The organism is Paenibacillus dakarensis, assembly GCF_001373415.1.
Taxonomy (GTDB): Bacteria; Bacillota; Bacilli; order Paenibacillales; family Paenibacillaceae; genus Paenibacillus_AQ; species Paenibacillus_AQ dakarensis.
The window spans coordinates 23,796-39,434 of the sequence record NZ_CDSE01000017.1 but is presented as its reverse complement, the minus strand read 5'-3'; the positions used below and the strand labels follow the sequence as shown (position 1 = coordinate 39,434).

Here is a 15,639-nt window from a genome sequence, read left to right as displayed (position 1 = left end):
ACTTGGACAGTCTGTTCAATTGTCATTTATGTCGGATAGGAGATACAGAAATCGAAGCATTCGGGTCTATTCTACGTACAAGCGACTTTAATCTGGATATTTCCATCAGGTGAATATGATAACACAACGGATCCTGCAGATTATCCGGCTGGCGGTCCGCCTTTCCGGATGGATGTGAAGATATATCATTCCTGCCAAGCAGCTGTAGAATGCTATCCTTGATTTCCTGAGGATAATGGCTTTGAATAATAACCTGGCGCTTCAAAGGAATGCTTGATGTTGTTAGTCTTGCAGTCTCGATAGCCATTAAGCAAGCAACAGCAGAGTACATTGCCTGCTCCAAACCAATAAGTAAGCCGGCTGCAGACAGGACCACAATATGGACGACAATTCCCGCATTGGACAATGGCAATCTGTTAAGGATCGCCATAACAGGCGATGGGATTTTGGATGCTGGGATCAAAATATCCAATACAGCACCATATTTAATACCAACCCCCAACCCAAAACCGAGAAATATTCCGCCAACAGCAGCTGCAGCAGCGCCTCCTTCAATAAGCGGAGGAAGAGGGTGAAGCAGCAGGGAGCAGAAGGAGAATACCGTAATTCCAGCTGCAGCCCGGATTGCCATATTACGGTTTGATTGTTGAAACATCATGATGACCCAAGGGAAATTAAGCATGAATAGGAACATCCCCGTATGAAGCCCGGTTAGCTGTGAAGCCAATGCGGATATTCCTGTCATTCCCCCCGCGATGAAACCATTAGGCACGAGGAACATATCCAGGCCGAAAGAAGCCATTAAGCCTCCTATGATAACCATAAATAACTGTTTTCTCTGTGAAAATAATATTGAAGCGTCATGGGTACTGTGGTGAGCTCGTAACGGCTGATTAGGCATTAGGCTAGCTCACACTTCCTTTCCCATCCTCTTTAAGAACGATGGACTCATGCTTCTTGTTCGGATAATCTTGAAATTTAAAAAATTTGTTTATCAGTTTGTAGACATGCTTGGACTCCTTGGTGAGAAGCGGACCAAGAATAGCGAGTATTAATACATATAACGCTGCAAATGGCTGAATGATGGTCATTAAGCCCCCAGCTTTGCCTAGATTAGCAAGGATGATTGAGAACTCTCCCCGTGATACGATGGTCAGTCCGATATTGGCAGAGGCTTTGGAAGATAAGCCTGCGCTTCGTCCGGCGAGCATTCCTGCTGTAAAGTTACCAATGAGTGTAACGATCACCGCCGCAAGGGACAGCCATATGGCACCTCCCAGCTCAAGCGGATTAATGGTCAAGCCGAAGCTGAAGAAGAAGATTGCTCCAAAGAAATCACGGAATGGCAGGATTAAATGTTCGATGCGTTTGGCATGCTCTGTCTCTGCCAATACCAATCCTAGAAGGAGTGCTCCAATAGCCTCCGCTACATGAATCGTCTCAGAAAATCCTGCAAGTAAGAAGAGGGAGGCGAAAACAACAAGAGCGAATAACTCATTCGAACGGATATTGAGCATGCGGTTAAGCAGGGGAACGGCTTTGCGTCCGATAATAAGCACGAGCAGCATAAACCCAAGCGCAATGGAAGCTGACAGCAGTACCCCTCCGATCGAGGACGAGCTGCTTAATACAAGGCCTGAGAGGATAGAAATATAAACAGCCAGAAATACATCTTCAAACATAATAATGCCAAGGATCATTTCTGTTTCCGAATTTGCAGTTCGTTTAAGATCAACAAGCACTTTGGCTACAATAGCACTGGAAGAGATTGTAGTAATACCGGCAATAATGAGTATTTCGGCAAGGGGAAAGCCCGAAATCACTCCAATCAGGAGCCCAAGTGTAAAGTTGATCGCAATATATATCGTACCGCCAACGGCAATAGAACGGCCTGATTTAATTAGACGGCCAACTGAAAACTCCAGACCAAGGTAGAACAGCAGGAACAACACACCAATGCGTCCCATAAATTCGATCAGCGGGGCGCTTTCAATAAATCGGAAGTCAAAGTGCCACCACTGCATTGCATGCGGTCCAACCGCCATCCCAATCAATATATAAAAGGGAATGACGGAGAATCGGAGTTTTGAGGATATTAAGCCAGCAATGGCGATTAGGAATATTGCGAGTCCAATTTCAAATACAAGATGATTCATCTATTCAACCACTTCCGTTCAGTAAAATTTGTTTAAACAGCCGCTGTTGTTGGCGTTCGCCTACAACGACAAGCGTCGAATCGGCATGGATGATAACCTCTGGGCCGGGATTAATCTGTTTCCCCTGATTTTTCCCTATGATTGCGATGATTGTTGCACCAGAGGTTTGACGCACATCCAGTTCACCAATAGATTTGCCAACGCCATAGTATGCAGGTTCGATTCGATACCATTCAATAATGAGTTCATCAAGAGCCATATCAATGGTCTCCAGTGCTTTAGGTTTATAAGTGAGACCGCCAACAATGGCAGCAAGTTGACGGGCTTCATCATCGTCCATTGAGATCATGGAAATGCTCTCATCCGGTTCATCGTAACGGAAATGGTATATTTCACGCCGTCCATCATCATGAATTATGACAACCGCTTTATCTCCCCCGCGGGTTTCTACAACGAATTTTTTGCCGATGCCTGGCAAGTCACTTTCACGTACATACATGGATTGAATCCTCCTATAGCTATATATTGGTAATCTGTAAAGAAGGCACACTTAAATAAGCCTGCAGAATTGGCTTTATTAAATCAGAATGAATGTAACAGAAAGAAGATGTAGAGAATGATGCACAGAGGTGGATTGAAATCACAAGAATTTGGAGGTGTATTTTATAGGGGACAAGAATAATAGGTGCAGTCTTAACAGAATGGTTGGATGATAAGGAGGATGAGGTTTAGGAATACGAAGCACAGTAAGGCCTGTTAAACCGAATAGTACGATCACGATCGCCAGCTTGGATAAGGAATGAAAATTCTTCTTGACGACAGGTATTTTCACATGCTTATGTGGTTCATGTACAGATCGTCCTGAAACGTTCTCGTTCCCGTATTGATCCTCTACAGGTAAATATAAAGCAAGTGAGATAACGAACATAATGACAAACATTGTAATATTCCGTAAAACCTTGTAAATTCGCTCCATTTGTCCTACCTCCCCTCACACCCAACTTTTCTCAATTGATCATAACATAAATAGCGATTAATCTCAAAATTAGATCAATTTTTTTATTAGCCTCAGGGTTTATAAAAAGACAGCAGGCCGCTAATGGTTAAGTCTACTATATAACCATTAGCGGCCTGCTATTCAAGTTGTAAAGTAACTGACCTATCTTTTACACAGGGACAGATATGTTACTGTGACCGATCCGTCTGGTCCGTTGGGCTGTTGTTTTTAGACGGGGCAGCCGGTCTTCTCAGTTCTTCATCATCCTTATTCTCCATAATGCCGGTAACGACCTCATCCAGCATATCAGTTGCAGCATGGTCCGGGTGGTCTGGCTCAGGGATTGGTTCAACACCAGGGAAACGTCCGTCATAATCAGGCTTCTTATCATTCATTTTTGCTCAGTCCTTTCCCGTTATATTTTGGCACAAAGCTGTTCGTTATATGTAACTGATAAACGATTGATGAACGATTGAATCACTGGCACAACCGAAGGTTACTTCTTACGATTCCGATATTCTGTAGGAGATATGCCGGAATATTTTTTGAATTGTTTATAAAAGTAGCCGGCTTCAAGATAACCTACATGGTTAGAAATCTCGTTCGTTTTTAATGTAGTTGAGAGCAACAGCTTCTGTGCTTTCTTGATCCGGAAAGAGTTTACGTAATCAGAAAAGCTGATGCCGGTTTCTTTCTGAAAGAGTTGGCCGAGATAGAACGGATGAATATTAAGGGAGGGACTGAGTGTTTTTAGTGATAACTCATTCATATATTGAGTCTTTATAAGATGAAGTACCTGTTTCACGACCGGACTGAATTCATCATCCTGTGTGCACAAATAATCGACGGCTGAATCAGCAATGAATTTTACATGTGTTGTGAGCTGTTGAATGGTATGAGCCTTGAAAATGGTAGTGAAAAGCTGTTTGTATTCACTGGTAGCCTGTTCATGATTCAGCTTGTTGTCCTTCACCACTTGTTTGGTGCATAAGATCATCTCCACTGCACAGTTGTGAATCTGAGCGGGGGTGGCTGATCCTGCGAATTGCAGCTCTGTAAATATAGAATCAATAAAGGTATGGATATTTTTCTTGTTCTTGCTTAGCAGAAGATGTTCAAATTCAAACCAATCGACTGAAGGCGTCCCGTTTTGGAGTGCAGCAGCATTGATCTGATCATAGGATATAATTTCATTTTCTTCATTTATTAAAAAAAATTCTTGCAATCTCTTGGCATGTTTATAGCTGGAGGATACTCCTAGAAAACCAGGCTCTAAACTGCCAAGTGTGACTAGAACCTTTACATGACATAGGGACTTTGCTTCATATTTAATTAAAGACAGCGTGGATAGAGCCTCCGCTTTGACTATATCGTGGGAATTTCCCGGAGTAATAATGACCATGTCACCATCCTGATCACTAAAACAGAGGGGGTTCCCGGTCTTCTCTGATAAATTTCTACATAACTGATATACCTGACGATTAAGCTCTTGTTCGGAATTCAATGAGCTATTCGCTTGCATAGATGAATCGTGAACGGTTTTGATGACTGCAGTGGCGTAAACAGGAAAACTGGTATTTATACCCAAAAAATTCAAGCGATTTCTCAGTTCTTCATTTTCAAATCTGCCTGTAACCCAGCGAAAGAAGATATTGTCCCGCAAAATATCGAGTTGGTTCTGTTCAATATAGGCTTGCCGATCTGCATATTCTATTTTCTGAACAGTACTCTCAACTGTTTCCCTTAACTCATTAATATTTACAGGCTTCAACAAATAATTTTCAATCCCGAGACGCATGCCTTGTTTCACATATTCAAACTCATTGTAACCGCTAAGGATGATAAATTTCATTTGTGGATGGATTGGTTTTAGCTGCTCGATTAACTGCAAGCCGTTCATATCCCGCATCATGATATCGGTAATGAGTATATCAACTTCTTGATTTTCTAATATTTCAAAGGCTTCCGAACCACCGGAAGCTTTACCGTAAAGATGAATCCCCAGCTCTTCCCAATCTATAATGGAGGTTAGACCTTCCAATATAAACGGCTCATCGTCCACAATAAACACTTTATGCATGATGTAGTTGCCCTCCTTGGTGTGCAGGAATTTTCATCGTGATGATGGCACCGTGAGTTCGTTCATGATCAATATGAAGTCCATACTCACTTCCAAAACAAATTTTGATTCGTTCATGGGTGTTGGATAATCCAATGGAGGAGTTAGCTGTGGTGTTATGCTCTCCGTTTAAACGTCTTCTGATCAGCTCGAGCTTATCGGAAGATATACCGCTGCCATTATCCCGCACCGTAATATATAAATCGCCGCCGTACTGTTTAGCTTGAATTTGAATCCGGTTATCTGAATGAGACATTCGTAAACCGTGTACGATGTAATTTTCAATAATTGGTTGAATGGATAGTTTTAAGACTTCGTAGTTCATGAGTTCAGGCTCAACATCTATTTCATAGGAAAAATTGTTCATGTACCGAATGCGGAATAGATCAAGATATAACGTGCAATATTCGATCTCATTAGCTAACGTCACAATCGTATCTGTTTTGACCGAATACCGAAATATGCTGGATAGAAGATAGATCATTTCGCCGACATCGTCTGCTTTTTTATGATGAGCTCTCATGCGTATAGCCTCAAGCGTGTTATACAAGAAATGCGGATTAATCTGTGATTGGAAGGCTGCAAGCTCCGCTTTCTTTTGACGGATTTCGGATATGTACACACGGTCAATGTACTTTGACAGATCTTCGCACATTTCATTGAACCGGTCTGCAATTTGGAATAACTCATCTTCCTTCTCGCGTGGTATGCGTACGGATAAATCACCTTTTTTAAGCTTCTCTATCGCTCGAACGATTACTTTCGTACGCCGGGAAAAGTTAATAATGGTGAAGTAGGTTAGCAGCATTGCAGCCAGTATACAGACACCAGTTCCAAGCAGCAATGTATTTCTCAGACCAATCAAACTATTCGTAATTTCCGACTTGGGGACTACACCTACAACCCAATATCCGAACCGGTTGGTGGTTTGAAGCGTGACGTAGGATGATTGTTCAAGTTCTTGGGTCGAAAAAGAAGCATTGATCTTCGAATGGTACGGATATTGCTGTCCGTAATAACGATTGGATGAGTCGAAAATGACATTACCGTTCGGTGCGAGCACGAGAACATAACCTTTCATTTCATCTCCATTGTTCTGATAAGCCTTTTTAATTCCTTCTGATTTATAATCAATGATCAGGTTACCGATGCTTTCAAGTGTCGTCAGGGACGTAAGATTGCTGATTGTGACAAAACTTCGATCTGTTACCATGTGCTCATCAAGAATTGATTCCAGGTTACCGGAGACATTTTCATAATACTGAGCATCTTTCGTCTGAGTGAATAGAACTTGTTTCTTAGGACTGTAAAGGGCAATAGCCCTGATATCCGGATAGTTGACCAATTGCAGACGTAAATAAGCAACAATTTCTCTTCTCCGGATGCCGGTGCTGCTGTACTGCATTAATCTATCGTCCAAATAATCAGAGAAATCGTTATTCAGAAAGGAAGTAACATCGTCCATAAGCGTAGATGAGCCATCATGGTAGATCTGCTGGAAAATTTGCTGTGAGATGGCATGTCTCATATCGAGATAGTTATTGATGTTAGATACAGCTTGAGTGTTAACATTCAGATCTTTTTTTACTTGGCTGTTAACTAGATAAGTGTAAACAAAAGCGGAGAGAGCTGCCAAAGAGAATATGGTGATGATGGAGTATGCCACCAATATTTTGTTAAACAATTTTTGATGAATATGTTTCCTGTAGAAATGGATAGCTTGTTTCATGACAGAGGCCCCTTTTGGATGTCTTATTTTATTGAATACGCTTTCAATAAAACACAGATGCATACTTATTCGCCAATGTCAGACTAACATATTCTTTTTGAAACGGTGAGAGCATAATTGCTTGTTTTTTTGATTTGTACATCAGGTGTTTGATTTTTTCACTTTAGAAAACGCTTACAATCAGGTACATTATTGCTGTAACAAGAAATGAACATCAGGGGGGGATAACATGAAAGGGCTAAAACGCCAGATCAGGACATTTGCCCGTAATAAAGCTTTATTGCTTATGGTGCTGCCGGGAACGGTATGGTTTATTCTCTTCTGTTACTTGCCAATGCCAGGAGCCATCATTGCCTTTCAAAATTACATGTTCAGCACAGATGGCTTTCTGGCAAGCATACTGCACAGCGAGTGGGTCGGATTTAAAAATTTTGAGTATCTGTTTAAGACAGAAGATTCTTTTATTATCGTTCGAAACACACTGTTATACAATACTGCATTTATCATCTTGGGCACAACCCTTTCTGTAATAGTTGCCATAGCTATTAGTGAAATAGCCAACAAGAAGCTGGCAAAGCTTTATCAGACCGGGATGTTCCTGCCACACTTCTTATCTTGGGTCATCGTCAGTTATTTTGTCTTCAGTTTCCTGAGTGTAGATAAAGGGGTATTAAACCAGCTGCTAACGTTCCTGGGAATGGACCCGGTATTTTGGTATTCGGAGGTAAGTAACTGGCCGTATATTCTTATCCTGGTTAACTTGTGGAAAGGTGTTGGATACGGCAGTGTTGTTTATTTGGCTGCCATTGTTGGGATAGACAAGACCTATTTTGAAGCGGCTATGATTGACGGTGCGAGCAAAGGGCAGCAGATTCGAAAAATTACAATACCGTTGATCAAGCCGATCATCATCATTATGTTCATCCTTGCCGTTGGCGGGATTTTCAGAGCTGACTTCGGTCTGTTTTATCAAGTTCCGCGTGATACCGGAGCGCTTTATCCGGTTACGAATGTTATCGATACTTTTGTTTACCGGGGACTGAAGGTAACCGGAAACATCGGAATGAGCACAGCCGCTGGTTTATACCAAGCTGTTGTAGGCTTTGTACTTGTTATGGTAACGAATTTTATCGTTCGAAAAATAAACAAAGAGCAAGCATTATTCTAGCTGACAGGAGGAGCGCTCTTGAATACAGAGGTTGTGACTGAGCAAAAGGTGCATGGACCAAAACGAAAGCGAAAGAAACAGAGAGATGTTTATCATCTGTCTCCATTTTGGAACGCGGTTACCCACTTGCTTATTGGCTTATTTTCATTCGCCTGCGTCTATCCGTTTCTCTTCGTTGTCGTTATTTCATTCACAGACGAGACCGTGCTGGCGACGAACGGATATAGTATATTTCCGGAAAAATGGTCGGTGGATGCGTACACGTATATTTTCAAAACAGGTGACCAGCTCCTTCGTTCGTACGGTGTTACCATTTTTATTACGCTTGTAGGCACGTTGCTGTCGATTTCCATCGTCTCGCTTTACGCCTATGCCCTTTCACGGAACTACTTCGCTTATAAAGGGATATTCTCTTTTCTCGCCTTTTTCACCATGTTGTTTGGAGGCGGTCTGGTTCCGTCATACATTGTTGTATCTCAGGTGCTGCATCTGAAGGATACGGTTTGGGCATTGATCTTACCGATGAGTGTAGGCGCTTTCTCGATTTTAATTATGCGAACATTTTTCAAGACAATGGTCCCTGATGCGATTGTTGAATCAGGAAAGATTGACGGAGCCAGCGAATTTCGTGTCTTCTTTAATCTGGTGCTCCCGATCTCGCTCCCGGGTCTTGCGACCATTGGTTTGTTCAGTGCTTTGGGCTACTGGAATGATTGGTTCAATGCTCTGCTCTATATTGATGATGCTAGATTGCTGCCGCTGCAATCCCTGCTAATGAAGGTAGAGACAAACATTCAATTCATTCTGCAAAACTCTACCAGTGTCAGTGGTTCAGATCGGTCTATGATTGCAAGATCCTTGCCGGCTGAGACAACCCGGATGGCGATGGTTGTTCTGGCGACGGTTCCTATCATATTCGCATATCCATTCTTTCAACGTTATTTCGTACAAGGTCTTACCATCGGGGCAGTAAAGGAATAACATATACATTTACTTGCAATCTTCACAATGATGACTAAAAGGGGAGGAAGAAAGACAATGAAAAACAAAAGTTTGCTTCTCGTACTATCCTTTCTGCTAGTGTCTGTTATGGCTCTGAGCGGCTGTTCAGGGGGAAAGGACAACAATTCCGGAACCGCATCCAAGAATGAAGCGGGGACAGGAGAGCAAGGGAACAAAGAAAAACCTGTTAAGCTGATCTGGTATACCATTGGCGGTCCGCAGAAGGATCAGGATAAAGTTATGGCAGAGGTTAATAAATATGTTCAGGAGAAAATTAATGCAACGATTGAGTTGAAGCTGATTGATTGGGGCGATTATGCTCAAAAAATGCAGGTTATCGCTGCCTCAGGCGAGCCATTTGACATCGCTTTTACCTCCTCATGGGCATTCAACTATGTGGAAGGCGCAAGAAAAGGCTATTTCCTGGAGCTGGATGATCTGTTAGACAAATACGGCCAAGGAATTAAAGAGGCACTGAACCCGGCATTCCTCGAAGGCTCTAAAATAGATGGTCATAACTATGCGATCCCAACGAATAAAGAGCTGCCTGCACAAGCCGTGTGGCGTTTTAATAAGGAACTGCTTGATAAGTACAATCTGGATTATAAGCAAGCGACAACGCTTGAAAGCTTGGAACCGTTTCTGAAAACAGTAAAGGAAGGCGAACCGGATATATATCCTATTGCAACCAATATCGGTCCGTTCCTTCCGTTTGACTTCGCTCTGGAAGGAATACCTATTGGCGTACCGCTTGATACAACGGATTTCAAAATGGTCAGCGTATGGGACACACCAGAAGCGAAGCAGGTGTTTCAAACGATGCACAAATATTACCAGGCAGGATATTTGCCTCCCGACGTAGCAACGAAGCAAGGCAACGAGCATGAGAAGACAGGAAAATGGCTTGTAGATAAACAGCACACTGTACCTTTTGCGGATAATCTCTGGAGTGATAATTTGCAATATCCGGTTGTCTCCACTCCGATTCATGAGCCAATGGTATTTAACTGGTCCGTAACAGGTTCGATGCAGGCCATATCGGCGAAAACGAAACATCCTCAGCAGGCAATGGAGTTTTTAAATCTTCTGAACACGGACAAATATCTTCGTAACTTGGTCAATAACGGAATTGAGGGAGTTCATTATAAGAAGCTGTCTGATGATACTTACGAGCCGATTCAAGACTCTGGATATGGTATGGCGGCCTTTACACTTGGAAATATGTTCTTGCTTGATAAATTGAAGGACGATCCGGCGGATAAGTGGGAGCAGTATCAAAAGTTTAATGATTCTGCAAAAAACGCACCTCTGCTTGGATTCCAGTTTGATCCTACGAACGTGATGACAGAGATCGCTAATGTGAAGAACGCAGTGGATGAGTTTGGCCCATCACTTAATACAGGCTCTGTTGATCCGGATAAGATTCTGCCGAAGGCTATTGAGAAATTGAAAGCTCAAGGACTTGATAAAATTATGGAAGAAGCACAAAAACAGCTGGATGAATGGCGCGCTGCGAATAAATAGTTATGAATGGAATAACCTCTCTCTTCGGAATCCGATGAGGGAGGTTATTTTGTTAGTAACTTAAAAAATGATAAGATTTAAGCAGGATAAGGTATGCTTATCCTGCAAAAGTCCTCTGCTTTAAAGTTCAGCTTATGGGGGGGATATCCATGTTTGAACTATTGATCACCATGATCGAACGAATCGGAATTATCGTGACGATTTCCTTTGTGGTAACCCGATTTCAATTTTTCAGAACGATGCTTAATCAAAATGAGCTGAATGCAGTTCAAAACATTCAAGCCATATTATTATTCGGTTTGCTGGGTATTATCGGGACTTACACCGGAATCACCATAAATACAGAGTCTCTCAGTGTTGATAAATGGATGTTCCAGGTGACTGCGGATGAGGCCATTGCGAACTCCAGAGTTGTAGGTGTAGTAATGGCCGGATTGTTAGGTGGATGGAGGCTTGGACTTGGCGCAGGATTGATTGCCGGAATCCACCGGTTTACGCTTGGCGGTTTTACGGGACTGGCATGCGGAATGGCTACGGTTATTGCGGGTCTTACAGCAAGTATTCTTCATAAAAAAAATAGTCAGGTCAGCCTGATGTCTGCTTTGATTATGGGGGCTTTGGCAGAAGCCCTTCAGATGCTGATCATCTTATTGGTATCGCGTCCGTTTGACCAGGCATTGCATCTGGTTTCTTATATCGGTATACCGATGATTGTAGCAAACGGGATAGGCTGCGCTCTTTTTCTATTGATCATAAAATCGGTTTTGAATGAGGAAGAGAAGGTTGCTGCCATGCAATCCCAAAAATCTCTTCGCATTGCCAGAAAGACACTTGAATTTATGCGGCAGGGTATGAATCCTCAATCTGCCGAGGCTGTGTGTCAAATCCTTTACGAGGAAGTCAAGGCAAGTGCGATCTCGATTACGGATGATAAAACAATCCTGGCCTATATCGGTGAAGGGGAGGATCATCACGTCGCCAGCCTTCCGCTGCAGACCGAGGTTGCGAGAAGAGTGATCGAAACGGGCGAGATGCTCATCGTGAACCGGGACGAGATTCACTGCCAGATACCTGACTGCCCACTTGGGGCCGCGATTATCGGTCCGCTTAAACAGGGGAATCAGACAGTTGGAACACTGAAGTTTTACTTTCGCAGCTTGAAGGAAATTAACTATGTTACTGTGGAGCTGATGACAGGTCTCACAACGCTGCTTAGCTATCAGCTGGAGGCAGCTCAGCTTGAGGAAGCAAAAGAACTGGCCCGCGAAGCTGAGATTAAAACATTACAGTCACAAATTCAGCCGCATTTTTTATTTAATTCCTTGAACACAATCCTTTCCCTAATCCGGATAGACCCGGATAAAGCAAGAACGCTGCTGCGAAGTTTATCAGACTTTATCAGGCTTAATCTTACGGCTGCTGCGTCAGAGAGAACGACGTTAAAGGAGGAGCTAAAGCATGTAAGGTCCTATTTGGGTATTGAGGAAATCCGATTTGAGAATAAACTGCGGGTGTCCTATGAAGTGGAGGAAGCAGCGCTTGGATGCCAGATCCCTCCGCTGACGCTTCAACCCCTTGTAGAGAATTGCATCCGGCACGCTTTTAAAGACAAGACCGATAACTGTGATATTTATATTCAAATAAGACAAGCCGCTGAATCCGGTGTGATGATTACGATAACGGATAACGGTATGGGGATTTCTCCGGATCGGCTCCAGCTTCTCGGGCATCAAATACTCGAATCTCCTTCGGGTACGGGACTTGCTGTATACAATGTGAATAGGCGCCTTACTTTGATGTATGGGGAGAGCGCAGCATTACAGATTCAAAGTGAGATAGATCGCGGCACGAAAATATCATTTTGTGTTCCACCCAGAGCAGATATTTCATACTGACACAGAAAGCGGGGATTGAACATGCACAGACCAATTCGAATCCTAGTCGTAGACGATGAAAGATACAGTCGGGAAGAATTGGTTTATCTTCTGAGACAGCAACCTTCAATTGAAGTTGTTGGTGAGGCAGAATCCGGCAAGGAAGGGCTGCTCCAAGCTATTCAGCTGCAGCCTGATGTTGTTTTTCTGGACATAGAGATGCCTTTTATGAATGGACTGGAAACAGCACGTTCCTTGCTGGAGTTGAAATCCGTCCCCAAAATTGTATTTGCCACCGCATATCCCCAATTCGGAGCTGATGCATTTCGGGTTGAAGCGGTAGATTATTTATTAAAGCCGTTTGACGAGGAGCAAGTGGCTGAAACAGTCAGACGTCTGGAGAAGGCATTTCCAGAACCATTTCAGGCATCAAACCAAGAACAAGCGTCCAAACGGCCTGGAAAGCTCTCAATTGAAACGGACGGAGCTGTAATATTTTTGAACCCTGATGATATTATATATATTTCCCGTGAAGGTGCCTTGTCCAAAATTGTGACCCGGCAGTCACGTGAATATGAAGTGAAGACACCGCTTAAAGAAATAGAATATCGTTTGTCTCCGTATCCGTTCTTTCGGATCCATAAAAGCTATATTGTTCATCTGAATTATGTAAAGAGACTTGTACCTTGGTTCAACGGTGCCTATCAGCTGGAAATGACAGGTTGCAGTGAAATGCTTCCGGTTAGCCGGAATTATGCAAAAGCGTTTCGCAGAGAGCTCGAACTGTAGTTAATCGTTAGATACATGCATGTCAGCATGAAAATTCGCCGTCTTAAACCGGATATCTGACATGATAATTAAAAAAAGACCTGCGTTCATGGAAATCTTCTATACTCAATGTAAGCGATTCCATGGAGGGGGTTGATTCATATGTATACTTTTATAATTTCGATTATTTTATTAGTGATTGGCTACCTTACGTATGGCAAATATATTGAGAAGATGTTCGGGGTGAAGGATAACCGGGCAACACCGGCATATGTCAACCAAGATGGTGTGGATTATCTGCCGATGAGCACAAATAAGAACTCGCTTATTCAACTGCTCAATATTGCAGGCGTAGGCCCGATTTTCGGACCTATTATGGGTGCGCTCTATGGACCGGTCGCTTTCCTGTGGATCGTTCTTGGCAGTATTTTTGCAGGAGCGGTTCATGATTATTTAACAGGCATGATCTCCATTCGTAACCGCGGTGCACATCTGCCTGAACTTGCGGGTAAATTCCTCGGGAAAGTGATGAAACATGTGGTAAACGCATTCGCGATTTTACTGCTGGTTCTGGTGGGAACCGTATTCGTTACTTCTCCAGCAAGCTTGCTTCATAATTTAATGGACGGCCGTGTTAGCCTTACAGTCATAACAATAGCGATATTTGGTTATTATATTCTGGCTACGCTGCTGCCTATAGATAAGATTATTGGTCGTTTTTATCCGATCTTTGGAGCCATGCTGCTCGTCGCATCTGTCGGAGTAGGTGTTATGCTGATTATTCAGCAGGCTCCAATACCAGAGTTATCATTTGCAAATATGCATCCGGACAATATGCCTATCTTCCCTATGCTGTTTCTGACGATTACTTGCGGGGCTTTGTCCGGGTTCCATGCAACCCAGACACCGATTATATCCCGGACAACACAGCATGAGAGACAGGGACGTAAAATCTTTTACGGCATGATGATTGCTGAAGGGCTTATTGCGATGATTTGGGCAGCTGCTGCAATGAGCTTGTTTGATGGTCCCATCGGACTGAATGAACTTCTGAGTTCTGGCGGAACAGGGCTGGTTGTAAGTGAAGTTGCTGTAGCAACGCTGGGTGCTGTATTCGGTACAATTGCAGTACTTGGGGTAATCGTGCTTCCTATTACATCAGGAGATACCGCGTTCCGTAGTGCACGGATGATCATTGCGGATTATATCAATCTGTCACAATTAAGCATGAAGAAGCGCCTAGCTATTGCAATCCCGCTGTTTGTGGTATCCATTGCTCTTACCCAAATTGATTTTAATATTCTGTGGAGATACTTCTCCTGGGCGAATCAGGTAACCGCTGCAATTGCCCTGTTTGTAAGTGCGATGTATCTCTATATCGGACGTAAAAATTACTGGGTTGCCCTGATTCCAGGTGCATTTATCCTATATACAACCACGGTTTATATTTTAAACGCAGAGATTGGATTCAGACTGCCAATAAATATATCATACATTGTTGGTGCCGTGATAAGCGCTGTATTGGTTCAGGTCTTCTTCTCAGCAGCGAAGAAAGCGAGAGCTGTAGACTTACCGCTGGATGTTGATATATCGGACTACCAAAAAGCTGCATAAAGGACTTACAGACCGAATCCCCTTCAATTGAAGGGGGTTCTTTTTGTTGCGTCTTCCCTCATAAATCAAAAGAGGAACCTGAGAGAAAATTGAACAGGCTCCTGGGTTATAATGATATAAAGTTATCTAGCGAGAGGAGTATTTTGATGAGCTTTATGGATAAATTTAAACAGGGCGTTGTCGAGGCGGGAAGTAAAGCTAAAACGCTGGTGGAGATCAATCGAATCAAATTGCAAAACAACAGCAAGAAGAATGAGATGGAGCAGCAATACCAGGAAATCGGAAAGCTCGTTTTCGATGCCGCAGAGGAAGGTCGCTGGCCGCTTCCGAAGGAGCAGTTTGAACAGCCGATCAACCATATTTTGCAGCTGAAATGGGAAATAGAACAGAATCTGCAGCTGATCCAAAATCTGACCGATGAAAAAACGTGCAAGTCCTGCGGGAGCCGGGTGTCTGTGAATGATCGGTTCTGTTCAAAATGTGGTTATACATTTGAAATTACACAGGAACCGGTTCAGATTATGGAAGAGGGCAGCCAATTGAGTGAAAATCATAACCGTGATGTCAATCTTCCACAGGATTCTGATTACAAGAGAAAAGAATAAGTGTCATTTAATTAAAAAATAAGACCGCATTATGATTACAAACCACATGCGGTCTTTTTGCTGCCTCCAATTCAAAAATATGG

At 43.0% G+C, this 15,639-nt stretch carries 14 protein-coding genes; 7 read left to right on the top strand and 7 right to left on the bottom strand.

The genetic code is table 11. The features are described from left to right. Window positions 1-22 precede the first annotated feature (22 nt). The 7 genes from BN1234_RS04790 to BN1234_RS04760 all read right to left on the bottom strand — a co-directional run bounded on the left by BN1234_RS04790 (window position 23) and on the right by BN1234_RS04760 (window position 7,001). On the bottom strand, window positions 23-823 hold the full coding sequence (locus BN1234_RS04790; protein WP_281177637.1) for a YitT family protein: 801 nt from the start codon (window positions 821-823) through the stop codon (window positions 23-25). Between the two features lie 82 nt (window positions 824-905). Further along, entirely contained in the window at window positions 906-2,156 is a 1,251-nt protein-coding gene (locus BN1234_RS04785; protein WP_054955518.1) for a cation:proton antiporter, read from the bottom strand. A gap of 4 nt (window positions 2,157-2,160) precedes the next feature. Continuing rightward, window positions 2,161-2,655 carry a cation:proton antiporter regulatory subunit gene (locus tag BN1234_RS04780; RefSeq protein WP_054955517.1) on the bottom strand — a complete coding sequence of 165 codons (495 nt, stop codon included), beginning with the start codon at window positions 2,653-2,655 and terminating at the stop codon, window positions 2,161-2,163. A 141-nt stretch (window positions 2,656-2,796) separates the two neighbouring features. After that, complete coding sequence (locus tag BN1234_RS04775; RefSeq protein WP_054955516.1) at window positions 2,797-3,132, bottom strand: hypothetical protein; 336 nt, start codon at window positions 3,130-3,132, stop codon at window positions 2,797-2,799. A 209-nt stretch (window positions 3,133-3,341) separates the two neighbouring features. Beyond that, window positions 3,342-3,548: a hypothetical protein gene (locus BN1234_RS04770; protein WP_054955515.1), complete on the bottom strand. Its 207-nt coding sequence runs from the start codon at window positions 3,546-3,548 to the stop codon at window positions 3,342-3,344. A gap of 101 nt (window positions 3,549-3,649) precedes the next feature. Beyond that, window positions 3,650-5,233 carry a response regulator transcription factor gene (locus BN1234_RS04765; RefSeq protein ID WP_054955514.1) on the bottom strand — a complete coding sequence of 528 codons (1,584 nt, stop codon included), beginning with the start codon at window positions 5,231-5,233 and terminating at the stop codon, window positions 3,650-3,652. After that, entirely contained in the window at window positions 5,226-7,001 is a 1,776-nt protein-coding gene (locus BN1234_RS04760; RefSeq protein ID WP_054955513.1) for a sensor histidine kinase, read from the bottom strand. The genes BN1234_RS04765 and BN1234_RS04760 overlap by 8 nt, the downstream gene beginning before the upstream one ends. 229 nt (window positions 7,002-7,230) lie before the next feature. On the opposite strand from BN1234_RS04760, the gene BN1234_RS04755 reads away from it, so the two are divergent. From BN1234_RS04755 to BN1234_RS04725, 7 genes are all read left to right on the top strand, one after another. Further along, on the top strand, window positions 7,231-8,169 hold the full coding sequence (locus BN1234_RS04755) for an ABC transporter permease (RefSeq protein ID WP_054955512.1): 939 nt from the start codon (window positions 7,231-7,233) through the stop codon (window positions 8,167-8,169). Between the two features lie 48 nt (window positions 8,170-8,217). After that, window positions 8,218-9,150 carry a carbohydrate ABC transporter permease gene (locus BN1234_RS04750; protein WP_054955541.1) on the top strand — a complete coding sequence of 311 codons (933 nt, stop codon included), beginning with the start codon at window positions 8,218-8,220 and terminating at the stop codon, window positions 9,148-9,150. 57 nt (window positions 9,151-9,207) lie between these two features. Beyond that, the gene (locus BN1234_RS04745) at window positions 9,208-10,695 is read left to right on the top strand and encodes an ABC transporter substrate-binding protein (protein WP_054955511.1); all 1,488 of its coding nucleotides are present in this window, start codon (window positions 9,208-9,210) and stop codon (window positions 10,693-10,695) included. Window positions 10,696-10,844: 149 nt separating this feature from the next. After that, on the top strand, window positions 10,845-12,590 hold the full coding sequence (locus BN1234_RS04740) for a LytS/YhcK type 5TM receptor domain-containing protein (protein ID WP_054955510.1): 1,746 nt from the start codon (window positions 10,845-10,847) through the stop codon (window positions 12,588-12,590). A gap of 21 nt (window positions 12,591-12,611) precedes the next feature. Continuing rightward, complete coding sequence (locus BN1234_RS04735) at window positions 12,612-13,358, top strand: LytR/AlgR family response regulator transcription factor (RefSeq protein ID WP_054955509.1); 747 nt, start codon at window positions 12,612-12,614, stop codon at window positions 13,356-13,358. A gap of 141 nt (window positions 13,359-13,499) precedes the next feature. Then, the gene (locus BN1234_RS04730; RefSeq protein WP_054955508.1) at window positions 13,500-14,951 is read left to right on the top strand and encodes a carbon starvation CstA family protein; all 1,452 of its coding nucleotides are present in this window, start codon (window positions 13,500-13,502) and stop codon (window positions 14,949-14,951) included. A gap of 146 nt (window positions 14,952-15,097) precedes the next feature. Continuing rightward, on the top strand, window positions 15,098-15,556 hold the full coding sequence (locus BN1234_RS04725; protein WP_054955507.1) for a zinc-ribbon domain-containing protein: 459 nt from the start codon (window positions 15,098-15,100) through the stop codon (window positions 15,554-15,556). Window positions 15,557-15,639 lie beyond the last annotated feature (83 nt).